The organism is Kocuria dechangensis, from assembly GCF_014636775.1.
GTDB lineage: Bacteria > Actinomycetota > Actinomycetes > Actinomycetales > Micrococcaceae > Kocuria > Kocuria dechangensis.
Genome location: NZ_BMEQ01000004.1, coordinates 219,387 through 236,479, shown reverse-complemented (window position 1 = coordinate 236,479; position 17,093 = coordinate 219,387). Strand labels below are relative to the sequence as shown.

Genomic DNA, 17,093 nt, shown 5'->3' with positions numbered 1-17,093 from the left:
GCCGCCGGACCGGCCGGCCTTCACCACTCCGGCGCCTGACACCCCGGCGCCTGACACCCCGGTGCCCGACACCCCGACGACTGACACCTCGACGCCCAGCAGGAGCCGCCCGTGACCCGGACCGTGCCCGACGCGCCCGTGCGCGCGCGGATCGACCTCGCCTACGACGGCGCCCCCTTCTCCGGGTGGGCCCGCCAGCCCGGGCTGCCCACGGTCCAGGGCGCCCTGGAGGACGCCCTGGCGGTGCTGGTGCGCCGCGACGTCCGGGTCGTCGTGGCCGGGCGCACCGACACCGGCGTCCACGCGCGGGGCCAGGTGGTGCACGCGGACCTCACGGCGGGGGAGTGGGGCGCCCTCGCCCGCGGGCGGGCGGAGGACCCCGCCGCCGCGCTCGAGCGCCGGCTCACCGGGGCGCTGGCCCACGTCCTGGGCCGCGGCCGCCGCGAGCAGGGGCTGCCCGAGTGCCCGGGCGCCGTCGTGGTGCGCCGTGCCGCCGCGGCGCCGGAGGGGTTCGACGCCCGCTTCTCCGCGGTCTCCCGCCGGTACAGCTACCGGATCGACGACGGGGCCGCCGGCTGGGACCCGCTCACCCGCCACCTCACGTGGTGGACGAAGGACGTGCTGGACGTCGCCGTGATGGCCGAGGCCGTGCAGGACCTCGTGGGCCTGCACGACTTCCTCTCCTTCTGCCGGCCCCGCGAGGGCGCCACCACCGTCCGCGAGGTCCTCGGGGTCTCCGTCGAGCGGGACCGGGACGGGCTCGTGGTCCTGGGGATCGAGGCCGACGCGTTCTGCCACCACATGGTCCGCTCGATCGTGGGCGCGGCCGCCCGGGTGGGCGGGGGCCGGGAGGCCTCCGACTGGCTCGGCCGGCAGCTCGCCGACCGGGTCCGCGACGCCCGCGTCCTCATGGCCCCCGCGCACGCGCTGGTCCTCGAGGAGGTCCGCTACCCCGGGGACGGCGCGCTGGGGGAGCGGGCGGCCCAGACCCGCGCGCGCCGCTCCCCGGCGGGCTGAGGCGGCCCGGCGCGCTCCCCGCGCCTGCTCCTGCACACCCGGCCCGGGGCCCGCTGAGATTGACCGCCGCCCGGCCCGGGTGTATGCCGAGTGGTCTTAAGCCGTGCGATCCGGTAACGTTGACTGCTGTTGTGCGTGTCCCGCCTCGGTTCACGTGTACCCGGATCCGCTGTCCCGTTGCAGGACGCCTGGCGGTCCGGTGCACCGGGGTCTCGGGCACCGGATGCAGCTCGGCCCTCACCCGAGCCCCGGACGGCACACCGAGTAACGGCGTGATCCCAACTAGCGCCACCGAGAGAACCCGAACGAAGGCAAACTAACGTGCGTACGTACACCCCGAAGCCCGGTGACATTCAGCGCCAGTGGCACGTCATCGATGCCACCGACGTCGTCCTGGGTCGTCTTGCCAGCCAGACCGCAACGCTGCTGCGCGGAAAGCACAAGCCGACCTTTGCTCCCCACGTGGACGCCGGTGATTTCGTCATCATCATCAACGCCGAGAAGGTCGCCCTGACCGGCTCCAAGCTCGAGAAGAAGCGGGCCTACCGCCACTCCGGCTACCCGGGCGGACTGAAGTCCACCTCCTACGCGGAGCTGCTGGAGAAGAACCCGGTGCGCGCCGTGGAGAAGGCCATCCGTGGCATGCTCCCCAAGAACAAGCTGGCCGCCCAGCAGATGTCCAAGCTGAAGGTCTACGCCGGCCCGGAGCACCCCCACGGTGCCCAGCAGCCGAAGACCTTCGAGTTCACCCAGGTCGCCCAGTAATCGGGCCTACGACAGAAACTAACGAGGAGAATCGTGGCTCAGAATACTGACGAGCAGTACACCGTCGAGGGCGAGGAGGCGCTGACCAGCTACACCTCCGAGTCCGCGCCCGGCGCCGAGACCGCCCCCGTGGCCGAGCGCCCCGCCCTGACCGTCTCCGGCCAGGCCGTGGGCCGCCGCAAGGAGGCCGTGGCCCGCGTGCGCGTCGTCCCCGGCTCCGGCCAGTGGATCGTCAACGGCCGGACCCTGGAGAACTACTTCCCGAACAAGCTGCACCAGCAGGAGGTCAACGACCCCTTCCGGCTGCTGGAGCTCGAGGGCGCCTACGACGTCATCGCCCGCATCCACGGCGGTGGCCCCTCCGGCCAGGCCGGCGCGCTGCGCCACGGCGTGTCCCGCGCCCTGAACGAGATCGACACGGAGAACAACCGTCCGACGCTCAAGAAGGCCGGCTTCCTCACCCGTGACGCCCGCGTCACCGAGCGCAAGAAGGCCGGTCTCAAGAAGGCCCGCAAGGCCCCGCAGTACTCCAAGCGCTGATCCACGGGCCCGCGGGCCCGTCCCTCGGCCGCCGAACCCCGTCCGCGCCCCGGCGCGGGCGGGGTTCCGTCGTTCCGGGGCGGGAACTGCCGTCATGAACGGTCACCGGCGCCCCGGAGGAATAGCATTAGCACACGCCCGGCCGCGGGGAGACGGCCCCCGGCGGCGCACGGCTGCGGGCCGGCGCCGGGGCAGAACGTAGGATGGGGAACGATGTCTAGATTATTCGGAACGGACGGCGTCCGCGGGCTCGCGAACGACCTCCTCACAGCCAACATGACACTGGATCTCGCCCAGGCGGCGGCGGTGGTCCTCGGCCACGGCCAGGTGCCCGAGGGCCGGCGGCCCACCGCGGTCGTCGCGCAGGACGGACGCGCCAGCGGCGAGTTCCTGAGCGCCGCGGTCACGGCCGGGCTGGCCGGCTCGGGGGTGGACGTCCGCGACGCGGGCGTGATGCCGACCCCGGCGGCCGCGTACCTGGTCGCGGACCTGGGCGCGGACTTCGGCGTGATGATCTCCGCCTCCCACAACCCGGCCCCGGACAACGGGATCAAGTTCCTGGCCCGCGGCGGCAAGAAGCTCCCCGACCGCGTGGAGGACGAGATCCAGGCCGTCTACGAGGCCCGGCGCTTTCAGCGGCCCACCGGCGCCGGCGTCGGCCGCGTCAGCCGCTTCAGCGACGCCGAGGACCGCTACATCCTCCACCTGGTCGGGGCGATCCCGCACCGGCTGGAGGGCCTGACGGTCGTCCTCGACTGCGCCAACGGCGCCGCCAGCGCGTCGTCCCCGGACGCGTTCCGCGCCGCGGGCGCCACCGTGCACGTCATCGGCGCGGAGCCTGACGGGCTGAACATCAACGACGGATGCGGCTCGACCCACCTGGGCCCGCTGCAGCGCGCCGTCGTCGAGCTCGGGGCGGACCTCGGGATCGCGCACGACGGCGACGCCGACCGCTGCCTCGCGGTGGACCACACCGGGCAGGAGGTCGACGGCGACCAGATCATGGCCGTCCTCGCCCTCGCCATGAAGGACGCGGGCCGGCTGGTGGACGACACCCTGGTCGCCACCGTGATGAGCAACCTGGGCCTGAAGCTCGCACTGCGCAAGGCCGGGATCGAGCTGCGGGAGACCGCGGTGGGGGACCGCTACGTCCTGGAGACCATGACCGAGCACGGGTACAACCTGGGCGGCGAGCAGTCCGGCCACGTGATCATGTCCGACTACGCCACCACCGGCGACGGCCTGCTCACGGGCCTGATGCTCGCGTCGCGGGTCGCGCAGACCGGCACGCCCCTCGCGGAGCTCGCCACCGTGATGACCCGCCTGCCGCAGGTGCTCCTGAACGTCCGGGGCGTGGACCGCGCCGGCGTCGGCGCCAACGGCGCCGTGCGCACCGCCGTCGGGGAGGTCGAGCAGCGCCTCGGCGAGACCGGCCGGGTGCTGCTGCGCCCCTCGGGGACCGAGCCCGTGGTCCGCGTGATGGTCGAGGCCGCCACGCAGGACGTCGCGCAGGAGGAGGCCGAGTACCTGGCCTCGGTCGTGGAGCAGGAGCTCTCCCTGACCGTCTGAGGCACGGCCCGGACCCTACAAGGCCCGGCGGCACGAGCACGGCGAGGGCCCGCACCGGATGGTGCGGGCCCTCGCCGCTGTCGTTCCCGGGCCGCCCGTCCCGGGAGGCGGGAGCGGAGGGTGGTCAGGAGCGCTGGTGCAGCGCGTCCCGGATCTCGGTGAGGAGCTGGACCTGGGGATCGGTCTCCTCGTCGGCGGGGGCGATGCCGAGGCAGCGGTTGCGGGCCTCGATCATCTTGTTCAGGGGCAGGACGATCGCGAAGTACACGGCGGCGGCCACGAGCAGGAAGTTCACGAGCGCGGTGAGCAGCACCCCGAACCGGATGTCGTTGCCGTTGAGCGTGACCATGGCGAACGAGTCGAAGTCGGGCGACCCCACCAGCGCCGAGATGGCGGGCATGAGCACGGACTGGACGAGGGCGTTGACGACCTGGGCGAAGGCGGCGCCGATGATCACGGCGACGGCGAGGTCCAGGACGTTGCCCTTCATGATGAATTCTCTGAATCCTCTGAGCATGCGCCCACACTACGGCTCCCGGGAGAAGGGCGGGTCGACCGGGGGCGACGTCCTGATGACGCGCGGGCGACACCCGGCGGGCCCCGTGGCCGGCTCAGCCGCCGGGGGCCGGCTCCGGCGCGTAGTCCGGGGCGGGGCCCAGCCCGGAGAACTCCTCCAGGGTCGCCGCACCGGAGCGGACGAGCTCCTGGGCGCGCTCGGGCCCCAGGTAGCGCAGGTGCCACGGCTCGTGGGCGTACCCCGTGGTCGGCTCCTGGCCCGGCGGGTAGCGCACCACGAAGCCGTGCTCGGGGGCGTGCTCGGCCACCCACGCCGCGGTCGCGGTCCCGGCGAAGCAGGCCCGCAGGTCGCACGGGCCGTCCTCCCCGACGTCCACGGCCAGGCCCGTCTGGTGCTCCGAGTGGCCCGGCCGGGCGGAGACGGTGTCCGCGGCCTCCTGGCCCTGCTGCGCCACCCACCCCGCGTAGGTCGTGACCTGCTCGTCGTAGGAGCGGTAGCCCGAGAGCAGGACGACGCCCACCCCGTCCGTCCGGGCGGCGGCCAGCAGCTCCCGGGCCGCGCCCGCCGCCTCCGGCCGCAGCCGCCGGCCCTCGACCGTCTCCAGCTCGGCGGGCGCCCAGCCGGCGGGCACCAGGGGCCGTCGCTTGTTCACGACGACCGCGAGGGACGCGGGGTCGTCCAGGCCGGGCGCCGGGCCCGGTGCGTCCCCGGCACCCGGCGCCCCGGGGGCGGAGGGCACGCCGGCGGAGGGCACGGGAGCGGAGGATACGCCGGCGGAGGGCACGGGAGCAGACGACACGGGCGCGGACGGGACCGGGGCGGTCGTCGTCGCGGACGGGGCGGTGGCCGGCGCCGACGGGACCGGGGCGACGTCCCCGGGGGAGGGGCCGCACCCGGCGGTCAGGAGGGCCGTGGCGAGCAGCAGCGCCCGGGGCCGGGAGGGGCGCATCAGTTCTTGCGCAGCAGCACGCGCCGGATCGAGTGGTCGGAGTCCTTGGACAGGATCAGCCGTGCCCGGCCCCGGGTGGGCTGGACGTTCTCCACGAGGTTGGGTCCGTTGATCCGCCGCCAGATCCCCAGGGCCGTCTCCCGGGCCTCCTCGTCGGAGAGGTCGGCGTAGCGGTGGAAGTAGGAGCCCGGGTCGGCGAACGCCGAGGTGCGCAGCGCCTGGAACCGCTCGACGTACCAGCGCTCGATGTCGGAGATGCGGGCGTCCACGTAGATGGAGAAGTCGAAGAAGTCGCTCAGGGCCACGGCGGCCCGGTCACCGGGCCGCACCTTGGCCGGGGCGAGGACGTTGAGGCCCTCCACGATGACGACGTCCGGGCGGGTCACCACGATCTCCCCGCCGGGGACGATGTCGTAGGTGTGGTGCGAGTACCGGGGGGCGCGCACCTCGGCGGCGCCGGACTTGATCTCGGCGACGAAGCGCAGCAGGGCCCGGCGGTCGTAGGACTCCGGGAAACCCTTGCGGTCCATGAGCCCGCGGCGCCGCAGCTCCGCGTTCGGGTAGAGGAAGCCGTCGGTGGTCACCAGCTGGACGTTCGGGGTGGAGGGCCACCGGGAGAGCAGCTCCCGCAGCAGGCGGGCCGTGGTGGACTTGCCCGCCGCCACGGAGCCGGCGATGCCGACCACGAACGGCGTGCGCGCGTGCTGCTCGCCGAGGAAGGCGTTGGTGGAGGCGTTGAGCTCGCTCGAGGACGCGTCGTAGAGGGTGAGCAGCCGGGAGAGGGGGAGGTAGACCTCCCGCACCTCCTCGACGTCGAGCCGGTCGCCGAGACCGCGCAGGTTCTCGATCTCCTGGGAGGTGAGGGGGACGTCGATCTCGTTCGAGAGCCGCGACCAGGTCTGCCGGTCGAGCTCCACGAACGGCGAGACGCGGTGGTTCAGGGTGTGGGCACTCATCGCGGCCAGTCTACGCCCGCGGCATTCATGTGCTGACGCAAATCAAGGTGCCGCGCCCCTCTCCGGTACAGTGCCTTGCATGTGTGGAATCGTCGGATATGTGGGCCGTGAGCCCGCCGTCAGCACCCCCCTCGACATCGCCGACCTCGTGGGGGGAAGTCAGGAGCACGGTGCCCTGGAGGTCATCCTCGAGGGCCTGCGCCGGTTGGAGTACCGCGGCTACGACTCGGCCGGCGTGGCCGTGGTCGCGGACGGGGCGGTCGAGTACCGGAAGAAGGCCGGGAAGCTCGCCAACCTGATCACGGAGCTCCAGGAGAGCCCGCTGCCCATCGCCCGGACGGGGATCGGGCACACCCGGTGGGCCACCCACGGCGGCCCCACCGACGTCAACGCCCACCCCCACGTCGTCGACGGGGGCCGGCTGGCCATGATCCACAACGGCATCATCGAGAACTTCGCCGAGATCAAGCGTGAGCTCGTGGAGAAGGGCTACGAGTTCCGCTCGGAGACCGACACCGAGGTCGCCGCCGTCCTGCTCGCCGACACCTACAACGACCTCGACGGCCAGGACCTCACCGCCGCGATGCAGGCGACGTGCCGCCGGCTCGAGGGCGCGTTCACGCTCCTCGCCGTGCACGTCGACCACCCCGGCCACGTCGTGGCCGCCCGCCGCAACTCCCCGCTCGTGCTCGGCCTGGGCGAGGGCGAGAACTTCCTGGGCTCGGACGTCTCCGGGTTCATCGACTACACCCGCAGCGCCGTGGAGCTCGGCCAGGACCAGGTCGTGTCCATCACCGCCGACGACTACGAGATCACCGACTTCCACGGCAACCCCGCCGAGGGAAAGCCCTTCGAGGTGCTCTGGGACGCGGCCGCCGCGGAGAAGGGCGGCTTCCCGTCCTTCATGGAGAAGGAGATCCACGACCAGCCGATGGCCGTGGAGCAGACCCTCCTGGGCCGGCTCGACGAGAAGGGCAACCTGACCCTCGACGAGCTGAAGATCGACGAGTCGCTGCTGCGCTCGGTCGACAAGATCATCGTCATCGCCTGCGGCACCGCGTCCTACGCGGGCCAGGTCGCCCGCTACGCGATCGAGCACTGGTGCCGGATCCCCACCGAGGTGGAGCTCGCCCACGAGTTCCGCTACCGCGACCCGATCGTGGACGAGCGCACCCTGGTGGTCGCGATCTCCCAGTCGGGCGAGACGATGGACACGCTCATGGCCGTGCGCCACGCGCAGGAGCAGGGCGCGAAGGTCGTGGCGATCTGCAACACCAACGGCTCCACCATCCCGCGCGAGGCCGACGCCGTGCTCTACACGCACGCCGGCCCGGAGATCGCCGTGGCCTCCACCAAGGCGTTCCTCGCCCAGATCACCGCCGCCTACCTGCTGGGCCTGTACCTGGCGCAGCTGCGCGGCAACAAGTTCAAGGACGAGATCGGCACGATCCTCGCCGAGCTCGAGGCGATGCCGGCGAAGATCCAGACCGTCATCGACAACGAGGACCAGGTCAAGGAGCTGGCCCGGGCCATGAAGGACGAGGGCTCCGTGCTGTTCCTGGGCCGCCACGTGGGCTACCCCGTGGCCCTGGAGGGCGCGCTGAAGCTCAAGGAGATCGCCTACATCCACGCCGAGGGCTTCGCCGCCGGCGAGCTCAAGCACGGCCCGATCGCGCTGATCGACGAGGGCCAGCCCGTGTTCGTGATCGTGCCGTCCCCGCGGGGCCGCGACTCGCTGCACGCCAAGGTCGTCTCCAACATCCAGGAGGTCCGCGCCCGCGGCGCCGTGACCATCGTGATCGCCGAGGAGGGCGACGAGTCGGTCTCCGACTACGCCAACCACGTCTTCCGCGTCCCGGCCGCGCCCGCGCTGCTGCAGCCGCTGCTGGCGACCGTCCCGCTGCAGATCTTCGCGTGCGAGCTCGCCGGCGCGAAGGGCTACGACGTGGACCAGCCGCGCAACCTCGCGAAGTCCGTCACCGTCGAGTAGGCACGACCCGCCCGACCCTCCGCCGGCCCGCCGCCCCGCCTCGTCCGAGGACCGGGGCGGCGGGCCGGCGGCCGTCGGGGCCCCGGCCGGGCGCCGCCGGGGTCGCTAGGGTGGGGGGATGATCATCGGCACCGGCATCGACGTGGTGGACATCGCCCGCTTCGAGGAGCAGATCGCCCGCACCCCCGGCCTCGTGGCCCGGCTGTTCGTCCCCTCCGAGCGGGAGCTGCCCGTGCGCTCGCTCGCGGCACGCTTCGCGGCCAAGGAGGCGGCGGCCAAGGCGCTCAAGGCCCCGCCGGGGATGATCTGGCAGCACTGCTGGATCGAGAAGGACGCCTCCGGCGCGCCCCTGCTGTGCACGGAGGGCACGGTCGCCGCCGAGGCCCGCCGGCAGGGCATCGACCGCTGGCACCTGACCATGACGCACGACGGAGGGATCGCGATGGCCATGGTCGTCGCCGAGCGCCTGGACGAGCCCGCGGCCGGGCAGGAGGGGCCCGCGTGATCGAGGCGTACACCGGCGCGCAGGTGCGCGCCGCCGAGACCCCCTACCTCGAGCGCGGCCAGGGCCCGGCGCTCATGCGGCGCGCCGCCCACGGACTGGCCCTCGTCGCCCTCGAGCGGCTACGGGACCGGCGCGGGCGCGTCGCCGGGGCCCGCGTCGTCGTGCTGGCCGGCACCGGCAACAACGGCGGCGACGGCCTGTGGGCCGGGGCCGAGCTGGCCCGGCGGGGCGCCGCCGTGCTCGCGGTGGCCGTCGGGGACCGGCTGCACCCGGAGGGCGAGGCGGCGCTGCGCGCCGCGGGCGGGCGGGTCCTGCCCGCCGCCGACGGCGCGCCGGCGCTCCGTCGGGCCGTCGAGCAGGTCCTGGACGCCGACCTCGTGCTCGACGCGGTCCTGGGCACCGGCGCCCGCGGGGGGCTGCGCGGCACCGCGGCCGAGATCGTGCGCGCCGTCCTGGACCGGTGGCCGGCTCCCGGGGGCCGCGCGCCCCTGGTGGTGGCCTGCGACGTGCCCTCGGGCGTCTCCGCCGACACCGGTGCGGCGGACGGGCCGGTGCTGCCCGCGGACGCCACCGTGACCTTCGGCGCCACGAAGGCCGGGCACCTGCTCCCGCCGGGGGACCGGCTGTGCGGGGAGGTGCGCACCGTGCCCCTCGGCCTCGAGGACGCCCTCCCCGCCCCCGCCCTGCGGCGCCTGGAGCACGACGACGTCGCCGCGCTGTGGCCCCGGCCCGGCGCCGGCTCGCACAAGTACTCCCGCGGGGTGGTGGGCGTCGTCGCCGGCTCGGCCACCTACCCGGGCGCCGCGCTCATGTGCACCCGCGCGGCGGTGGACGCCGGCGCGGGCATGGTCCGCCACCTCGGCGACGCCGGGACCCGCCGGCTCGTGTGCCTCACCAGCCCCGAGGTCGTCGCCTCGGAGGACCACCCCGCCGACCTGCACGTCCAGGCGTGGGTGGTGGGCCCCGGCGCGGTGGGGGACCCCGCGCAGGAGTCCCGGATCGACGCGGTGCTCGCCGGGCCCGTGCCCGCCGTCGTCGACGCGGGCGCGCTCGGCGCCGCCGCCCGGGCCGCCGCCGACGGAGCCCTGGGCCCCGCCAAGATCCTCACCCCGCACGCCGGGGAGCTCGTGCAGGTCCTGGCCTGGCTGGCCGCCCTCGGCGCGACCGACGAGGCCCCCGACCGGGCCGCCGTCGAGGCCGACCCCGCCCGGTGGGCCCGGACGGCCGCGGAGGCCACGGGCGCCGTGGTCGTGCTCAAGGGCGCCACCACGCTGGTGGCCGCCCCCGGCGGGACGCTGCTCTCCCAGGCGGACGGCAGCCCCTGGCTCGCGACCGCCGGCAGCGGGGACACCCTGGCCGGCGTCATGGGCGCCGTGCTCGCGGGCTGCGCCGAGCACCCCGACGCCTTCGCGGCGGCGGGGGAGTGGGCCCGCGGGGACGCGCGCTTCGCCGTGGCGGCCGCGCTCGCGGTGGCCGTGCACGGCTACGCGTCCCGCGCCGACGGGCTCGGCCCCGTGCCGCCCACGGCCCTCTCGGCCGCCGTGCGCTCGGTCCTCCGCCTGGCGCCGTGAAGCGGCGCCCCGGACCGGCGCCCCGGACCGGCGTCCCGGCGCGGTCCGGGCTCTCGCCGCACGGCCCGCGGCGGGGGCGGCGCCGTGCTCCGGCTAAGGTTAAGACCACTAGCCACATTTGCAGTCCGCTGAGGGTGACCCCTGCCCGGCGGGCGTGACAGGAGATCCCCCATGGAAGTCTGGCCCGGTCATGCGTATCCCCTCGGTGCGACATTCGACGGCAACGGTACGAACTTCGCGCTCTTCAGCGAGGTGGCGGAGAAGGTCGAGCTGTGCCTGTTCGACGAGGACGGCACCGAGAACCGGATCGAGGTCGCAGCCCAGGACGGCTACGTCTGGCACTGCTACCTCCCGCAGGTCCAGCCCGGCCAGCGCTACGGCTACCGCGTGCACGGTCCGTGGAACCCCGCGGAGGGCCAGCGCTGCAACCCGTCGAAGCTGCTGCTCGACCCCTACGCCAAGGCCGTGGCGGGCCAGTTCGACTGGGCCCAGCCGCTGTTCTCCTACAACTTCGGCGACGAGGACTCGTTCAACGACGAGGACTCGGCCCCCCACATGGCAATGGGCGTGGTGATCAACCCCTTCTTCAACTGGGAGGGCGACCGCACCCCCCGCACGCCGTACCACAAGTCCGTGATCTACGAGGCGCACGTCAAGGGCCTCACAGAGCTGCACCCCGAGGTGCCGGAGGAGCAGCGCGGCACGTACGCCGGCGTTGCCCACCCCGCCGTCATCGCGCACCTGCAGAAGCTCGGGGTCACCGCGATCGAGCTCATGCCCGTGCACCAGTTCGTGCAGGACAGCACGCTGCTCGAGAAGGGCCTGCGCAACTACTGGGGTTACAACACCATCGGGTTCTTCGCCCCCCACAACGAGTACCACTCCACCAACGACCTCGGCGGCCAGGTCCAGGAGTTCAAGGCCATGGTCAAGGCCCTGCACCAGGCCGACATCGAGGTCATCCTCGACGTGGTGTACAACCACACGGCCGAGGGCAACCACCTGGGCCCCACGCTGTCCATGAAGGGCATCGACAACCAGGCCTACTACCGCACGGTGGAGGACGACCAGAAGTTCTACATGGACTACACGGGCACCGGCAACTCCCTCAACGTCCGCCACCCCCACTCGCTGCAGCTGATCATGGACTCCCTGCGCTACTGGGTGACCGAGATGCACGTGGACGGCTTCCGCTTCGACCTCGCCGCGACCCTCGCCCGCGAGTTCTACGACGTCGACAAGCTGGCCACCTTCTTCGAGCTCGTCCAGCAGGACCCGGTCGTCTCGCAGGTCAAGCTGATCGCGGAGCCGTGGGACATCGGCCCCGGCGGCTACCAGGTGGGCAACTTCCCGCCGCAGTGGACCGAGTGGAACGGCAAGTACCGGGACACCGTGCGCGACTTCTGGCGCGGCGAGCCGGCGAGCCTCGGGGAGTTCGCCTCCCGCATCACCGGTTCCGCCGACCTCTACGAGCACACCGGCCGGCGCCCGTTCGCCTCGATCAACTTCGTCACCGCCCATGACGGCTTCACGCTGCGGGACATCGTGTCCTACAACGAGAAGCACAACGAGGCCAACGGCGAGGACAACAACGACGGGGAGTCCCACAACCGCTCCTGGAACTGCGGCGTGGAGGGCCCCACGGACGACCCGAAGATCCTCGCCCTGCGGGCCCGCCAGCAGCGCAACTTCCTCGCCACCCTCCTGCTGTCCCAGGGCACCCCCATGGTGCTGCACGGCGACGAGCTGGGCCGGTCGACGAACGGCAACAACAACACGTACTGCCAGGACAACGAGCTCTCGTGGATCAACTGGGAGAACATGGACGGGCCGCTGGTCGAGTTCACGTCCGCCGTGATCCACCTGCGCCACGACCACCCGACGTTCCGCCGCTCGAACTTCTTCGACGGGCGCCCCGTCGAGATGGACGAGGACGACACCCGCCGGCCCATGCCGGACATCGCCTGGCTCAACGCCGACGGCTCGCCGATGAAGCCCGCCGACTGGGACGAGCCCCTGTCCCGCGCCATGGGCATGTGGCTCAACGGCCACGGCATCGCCGGGGTGGACATGCGCGGCCGGCCCATCACGGACGTGAACTTCATCATGTACTTCAACTCCAACCCGGAGCCCGTGAAGTACAAGCTGCCGCCGGTGCGCTACGGCCGGCAGTGGGAGGCCGTCCTCGACACCGCGGGGGAGCACTCCGACGGGCAGATCCGCAAGGCCCGCAGCACGCTCACCCTGGCGGGCAAGTCGATGGTCGTGCTGCGCGCCTACGAGCAGCCCGAGGAGGAGCCGGACGCATCGGTCGCCGCCTCCGTGGCCGCCTACGCGAAGGCGCCGCAGGACCAGTGACCCGGCACGCCAGCAGGCTGTCGACCCGGACACGGGTCGACAGCCTGCTGGCGTTTTCGGGGTCCTCCCGACAGACTGGTCCGGTGCGCACACCTACCTCGACCTACCGACTGCAGATCACCTCCGACCTGACCCTCGACCGGGCGGCGGGCCTCGTGGACTACCTCCACGACCTCGGCGCCGACTGGGTCTACCTCTCCCCGATCCTGCGGGCCGTCGACGGCTCCGACCACGGCTACGACGTCGCGTCCCCCGCCGAGATCGACCCCGTCCGCGGGGGCGCCGCCGGGCTGAAGGCCCTGTCGGACGCCGCGCACGCGCGGGGGATGGGCGTGCTCGTCGACATCGTCCCCAACCACCAGGGCGTGGCCGTGCCGCGGCAGAACCCCTGGTGGTGGTCCCTGCTGGCCGAGGGCCGGGACTCCCGCTACGCGAAGGCGTTCGACGTGGAGTGGGAGGCCGGCGGCGGCAAGGTGCTGATCCCCGTGCTGGGCGACGGCGACGGCGAGCTGGAGCAGCTGCGCGTCGAGGACGGCACGCTGCGCTACTACGACAACGTCTACCCCCTGGCCGAGGGCACCTGGGCGGAGGGCGACGACCCGAAGGACGTCCACGCCCGGCAGCACTACGAGCTGATCAACTGGCGCCGCGGGGACACCGAGCTCAACTACCGCCGCTTCTTCACCGTGGCCACGCTCGCCGGGGTGCGCGTCGAGGACCCCGAGGTCTTCGACGAGTCGCACGCCGAGATCCGGCGGTGGATCGACGAGGGCCTCGTCGACGGCCTGCGGATCGACCACCCGGACGGGCTGCGGGACCCCAAGGCGTACCTCGAGCAGCTGAAGGAGCTCACCGGCGGTGCCTACGTCGTCGTCGAGAAGATCCTCGAGCCCGGCGAGCGGCTGCCCCGGGACTGGGCCACCCAGGGCACCACCGGCTACGACGCCCTCGGCGTGGTCGACCGGCTGCTCACCGACCCCGCGGGGGAGTACGCCCTCACCAGCCTCGACGCCCGCCTGCGCGGCGGCGAGCCCGTGGAGTGGGACGAGCTGATCCACGGCACCAAGCGCGCCATGGCCGACGGCGCGCTGCGCGCCGAGGTGCTGCGCCTCGCCCGGGCCGTGCCCGCCGACGCCGGGCTCGGCCACGAGGAGGCCGCGGACGCCATCGCGGAGGTCCTCGCGAACTTCCCCGTCTACCGCAGCTACCTGCCCGAGGGCGCCGAGCACCTCCGGACGGCCCTCGACGCCGCCCGCGCCCGCCGCCCCGAGCTCGCCGGCGCCCTGGCGACCCTCGGCCGGCTGCTCGGCGCCGACGCCGCGGACGACGCCGAGCTGGGCGAGCTGGCCCGGCGCTTCCAGCAGACCTCCGGCATGGTCATGGCCAAGGGCGTCGAGGACACCGCGTTCTACCGCTTCACGCGGCTGACCTCCCTCACCGAGGTCGGCGGCGACCCGTCGCACTTCGCGGTGGCGCCCGCGGAGGCCCACGCCGAGCTCGCCCGCCGGGCCGCCGAGGAGCCCCTGGCCATGACGGCGCTCTCCACCCACGACACCAAGCGCTCCGAGGCAGTGCGGGCCCGGATCACGGTCCTCGCCGAGGCCGCCGAGCAGTGGGCCGGCGTGGTCGGGACCGTGAAGCGGCTCGCCGAGCGGGCCGGCGTCCTCGTGGGCGACGGGCCCCTGGTCAACCTCGTGCTGCAGGCCCTGGTCGGGGCCTGGCCCGTCGAGCAGGACCGGATCACCGACTACGCCCTCAAGGCCGCCCGCGAGGCCGGGAACTCCACCGCGTGGGTCGACGGCGACACAGGGTTCGAGGAGCGCCTGACCCGGTTCGTCGACCTGGTGCTGCACGACCCCGAGATGCGGGCCGTCGTCGAGGGCTTCGCCGAGCACGTCACCGCCGCGGGCTGGGCCAACGGGCTCTCCGCCAAGCTCGTCCAGCTCACCATGCCCGGCGTGCCCGACGTCTACCAGGGCTCCGAGCTGTGGGCCGCATCCCTCGTGGACCCCGACAACCGCCGGCCGGTCGACTTCGCGCAGCGGGCGGAGATGCTCCAACGGCTCGACAGCTCCGTCACCGGCTCCGCGCAGGGCACACCCGCCGTGGGCCCCGACGCCGCCGCCAAGCTGCTCCTCACCAGCCGGGCCCTGCGGCTGCGCCGGGACCACCCCGGGCTGTTCACCGGCTACACCCCCCTGGCCGCCTCCGGCCCGCTGGCCGAGCACGTCTTCGCGTTCGACCGCGGCGGCGCCGTGGCCGTGGCCACCCGCCTGCCCCTGGGCCTCGCCGCCGCGGGCGGGTTCGCCGCCGAGACCCTCGACCTGCCCACGGGCGACTGGGAGGACGTGCTGACCCGCCGTCCCCACACCGGCGCCGTGGCGCTGGCCGACCTGCTGGCCGACTACCCCGTGGCGCTGCTGCGCCGGAAGGACTCCTGAGCACCCCATGAGCACCCGAGAGCACCTGAACCGCTTCGACGTCTGGGCCCCCCACGCCAAGGACGTCGACGTCCGGATCGAGGGCGTGGACCACCGCATGGTCCCCGCCGCCGCCCTGCCCGAGGGCTCCGCGGAGGGCCCCGCCGCCCGCCGCGACGGCTGGTGGACCCTCCCCGACGACGCCGAGGTCCCCGCCGGGACGGTCCGCTACGGCTACGTCCTGACCAAGACCTTCGACGAGGGCACCGCGGAGGAGCGCACCCAGGTCTCCGACGTGCTGCCCGACCCGCGCTCCCGCCGCCAGCCGCAGGGCGTGCACGACCTCTCCTGCACCTTCGACCCCGCCGAGCACACCTGGGGCGACGCCGCGTGGAAGGGCCGCACGCTGGCCGGGTCCGTGATCTACGAGCTGCACGTCGGCACCTTCACCCCCGGCGGGACCCTCGACTCCGCGGTCGAGCGGCTCGACCACCTGGTGGAGCTCGGCGTGGACTTCGTCGAGCTGCTGCCCGTCAACGGGTTCAACGGCGAGCACAACTGGGGCTACGACGGCGTCCTCTGGTACACCGTCGACGAGTCCTACGGCGGGCCGGCGGCCTACCAGCGCTTCGTGGACGCCTGCCACCAGCGGGGGATCGGCGTCATCCAGGACGTCGTCTACAACCACCTGGGGCCCTCGGGGAACTACCTGCCGCTGTTCGCCGAGTACTTCAAGCCCGGCGCCAGCACGTGGGGCGACCTCATCAACCTGGACGGGTGGGGCTCCGACGGGGTGCGCGAGTACATCCTGGACAACGTGGAGATGTGGCTGCGCGACTACCACGTGGACGGCTTCCGCCTGGACGCCGTGCACGCGCTGCAGGACCACCGGGCGCTTCACATCCTGGAGGAGATCGCCGACCGCGTGGAGCGCGTCGGCGTGGAGACGGGCAAGCCGCTGTTCACCGTGGCGGAGTCCGACCTCAACGACCCCCGCATGATCACGCCCACCGCGGCCAACGGGCTGGGCATGACCGGGCAGTGGCTCGACGACTTCCACCACGCCGCCCACGTGGCGCTCACCGGGGAGACGCAGGGCTACTACGCCGACTTCGCGTCCCTGGAGACCCTCGACAAGGTGATGCGGGAGGCGTTCTACCACAACGGCACCATGTCCACGTTCCGGGGCCGCCACCACGGCCGGCCGGTCGACAAGCGCCGCGTGCAGCCGTGGCAGTTCGTCACCTGCATCCAGAACCACGACCAGGTGGGCAACCGTGCCGCCGGGGACAGGATCAGCGCGACGCTGACGCCCGAGCAGCTGGTGCTCGGCGCGACCCTGCTGCTGACCCAGCCGTTCACCCCCATGCTGTTCATGGGGGAGGAGTGGGGCGCCTCCACCCCGTGGCAGTTCTTCACCGCCCACCCCGAGCCCGAGCTGGGCGAGGCCGTCGCACAGGGCCGCAAGGCCGAGTTCGCGTCCATGGGCTGGGACGAGTCCACGGTCCCGGACCCGCAGGCGCCCTCCACCTTCGAGAACTCCCGCCTGGACTGGGCGGAGCCGGGGCGCGACGGGCACGCCCGCGTGCTGGCGGCCTACCGCGAGCTGATCGCCCTGCGCCGCTCCGTGCCCGAGCTGACCGACCCGCGCTTCGACACGATCGCCACGGCCCACGACGACGACGCGCGCTGGTTCGTGCTCAGCCGCGCCGCGCACCCCGGCTCCCCGCACGGGGTCGCCGTCCTGCTGAACTTCGGCGCCGCGCCGGCGCGCGCGCCGTTCCCCGGCCGGGCGGACGCCGAGGTGCTCTTCCGCTCCGGCGAGGTCTCCCTCACGGCCGGGCCCGACGGCGGCGCGCTCGCCGCGCTGCCCGCCCACGGCGCGGCCGTCGTCCGCTGGTGAGCCGGCCCGCCCGCCCCGCCCCGCCATCCCCTC

13 protein-coding genes are annotated in these 17,093 nt (G+C 73.5%); 10 read left to right on the top strand and 3 right to left on the bottom strand.

The features are described 5' to 3' along the window. Positions 1 to 111 precede the first annotated feature (111 nt). The 4 genes from truA (at position 112) to glmM (ending at position 3,891) form a co-directional block, all read left to right on the top strand. Positions 112 to 1,017, top strand: coding sequence for a tRNA pseudouridine(38-40) synthase TruA (gene truA / locus IEW07_RS06120; protein WP_229741604.1), 906 nt, complete (start codon positions 112 to 114; stop codon positions 1,015 to 1,017). 321 nt (positions 1,018 to 1,338) lie between these two features. After that, complete coding sequence (rplM, locus tag IEW07_RS06115) at positions 1,339 to 1,782, top strand: 50S ribosomal protein L13 (RefSeq protein WP_188535300.1); 444 nt, start codon at positions 1,339 to 1,341, stop codon at positions 1,780 to 1,782. Between the two features lie 33 nt (positions 1,783 to 1,815). Next, positions 1,816 to 2,322: a 30S ribosomal protein S9 gene (gene rpsI, locus IEW07_RS06110; RefSeq protein WP_188535298.1), complete on the top strand. Its 507-nt coding sequence runs from the start codon at positions 1,816 to 1,818 to the stop codon at positions 2,320 to 2,322. Between the two features lie 213 nt (positions 2,323 to 2,535). After that, positions 2,536 to 3,891: a phosphoglucosamine mutase gene (gene glmM, locus IEW07_RS06105; RefSeq protein WP_188535296.1), complete on the top strand. Its 1,356-nt coding sequence runs from the start codon at positions 2,536 to 2,538 to the stop codon at positions 3,889 to 3,891. A gap of 124 nt (positions 3,892 to 4,015) precedes the next feature. Here glmM and mscL read toward each other — a convergent pair whose 3' ends face one another. From mscL to coaA, 3 genes are all read right to left on the bottom strand, one after another. Next, positions 4,016 to 4,408, bottom strand: coding sequence for a large conductance mechanosensitive channel protein MscL (gene mscL / locus IEW07_RS06100; RefSeq protein ID WP_188535294.1), 393 nt, complete (start codon positions 4,406 to 4,408; stop codon positions 4,016 to 4,018). A gap of 94 nt (positions 4,409 to 4,502) precedes the next feature. Further along, positions 4,503 to 5,357 carry a M15 family metallopeptidase gene (locus tag IEW07_RS06095; protein WP_188535292.1) on the bottom strand — a complete coding sequence of 285 codons (855 nt, stop codon included), beginning with the start codon at positions 5,355 to 5,357 and terminating at the stop codon, positions 4,503 to 4,505. Beyond that, positions 5,357 to 6,313: a type I pantothenate kinase gene (gene coaA / locus IEW07_RS06090; protein ID WP_188535290.1), complete on the bottom strand. Its 957-nt coding sequence runs from the start codon at positions 6,311 to 6,313 to the stop codon at positions 5,357 to 5,359. Before coaA ends, IEW07_RS06095 begins: the two co-directional genes overlap by 1 nt. A gap of 79 nt (positions 6,314 to 6,392) precedes the next feature. On the opposite strand from coaA, the gene glmS reads away from it, so the two are divergent. From glmS to treZ, 6 genes are all read left to right on the top strand, one after another. Next, entirely contained in the window at positions 6,393 to 8,303 is a 1,911-nt protein-coding gene (glmS, locus tag IEW07_RS06085) for a glutamine--fructose-6-phosphate transaminase (isomerizing) (RefSeq protein ID WP_188535288.1), read from the top strand. A gap of 118 nt (positions 8,304 to 8,421) precedes the next feature. After that, positions 8,422 to 8,808 carry a holo-ACP synthase gene (locus tag IEW07_RS06080; protein WP_188535287.1) on the top strand — a complete coding sequence of 129 codons (387 nt, stop codon included), beginning with the start codon at positions 8,422 to 8,424 and terminating at the stop codon, positions 8,806 to 8,808. Continuing rightward, positions 8,805 to 10,379, top strand: a complete 1,575-nt coding sequence (locus tag IEW07_RS06075) for an NAD(P)H-hydrate epimerase (RefSeq protein WP_188535285.1) — start codon at positions 8,805 to 8,807, stop codon at positions 10,377 to 10,379. The genes IEW07_RS06080 and IEW07_RS06075 overlap by 4 nt, the downstream gene beginning before the upstream one ends. 171 nt (positions 10,380 to 10,550) lie before the next feature. Continuing rightward, positions 10,551 to 12,737: a glycogen debranching protein GlgX gene (gene glgX, locus IEW07_RS06070; RefSeq protein WP_188535283.1), complete on the top strand. Its 2,187-nt coding sequence runs from the start codon at positions 10,551 to 10,553 to the stop codon at positions 12,735 to 12,737. Between the two features lie 83 nt (positions 12,738 to 12,820). Next, the gene (gene treY / locus IEW07_RS06065) at positions 12,821 to 15,178 is read left to right on the top strand and encodes a malto-oligosyltrehalose synthase (protein ID WP_188535281.1); all 2,358 of its coding nucleotides are present in this window, start codon (positions 12,821 to 12,823) and stop codon (positions 15,176 to 15,178) included. Positions 15,179 to 15,185: 7 nt separating this feature from the next. Continuing rightward, entirely contained in the window at positions 15,186 to 17,060 is a 1,875-nt protein-coding gene (gene treZ, locus IEW07_RS06060; RefSeq protein ID WP_188535279.1) for a malto-oligosyltrehalose trehalohydrolase, read from the top strand. Positions 17,061 to 17,093 lie beyond the last annotated feature (33 nt).

Coding starts and splice junctions, on each gene's coding strand:
- glmM (WP_188535296.1), top strand. CDS start 2,536: ATGTCTAGATTATTCGGAACGGACGGCGTCCGCGGGCTCGCGAACGAC.
- mscL (WP_188535294.1), bottom strand. CDS start 4,408: ATGCTCAGAGGATTCAGAGAATTCATCATGAAGGGCAACGTCCTGGAC.
- IEW07_RS06095 (WP_188535292.1), bottom strand. CDS start 5,357: ATGCGCCCCTCCCGGCCCCGGGCGCTGCTGCTCGCCACGGCCCTCCTG.
- coaA (WP_188535290.1), bottom strand. CDS start 6,313: ATGAGTGCCCACACCCTGAACCACCGCGTCTCGCCGTTCGTGGAGCTC.
- glmS (WP_188535288.1), top strand. CDS start 6,393: ATGTGTGGAATCGTCGGATATGTGGGCCGTGAGCCCGCCGTCAGCACC.
- IEW07_RS06080 (WP_188535287.1), top strand. CDS start 8,422: ATGATCATCGGCACCGGCATCGACGTGGTGGACATCGCCCGCTTCGAG.
- glgX (WP_188535283.1), top strand. CDS start 10,551: ATGGAAGTCTGGCCCGGTCATGCGTATCCCCTCGGTGCGACATTCGAC.
- treZ (WP_188535279.1), top strand. CDS start 15,186: ATGAGCACCCGAGAGCACCTGAACCGCTTCGACGTCTGGGCCCCCCAC.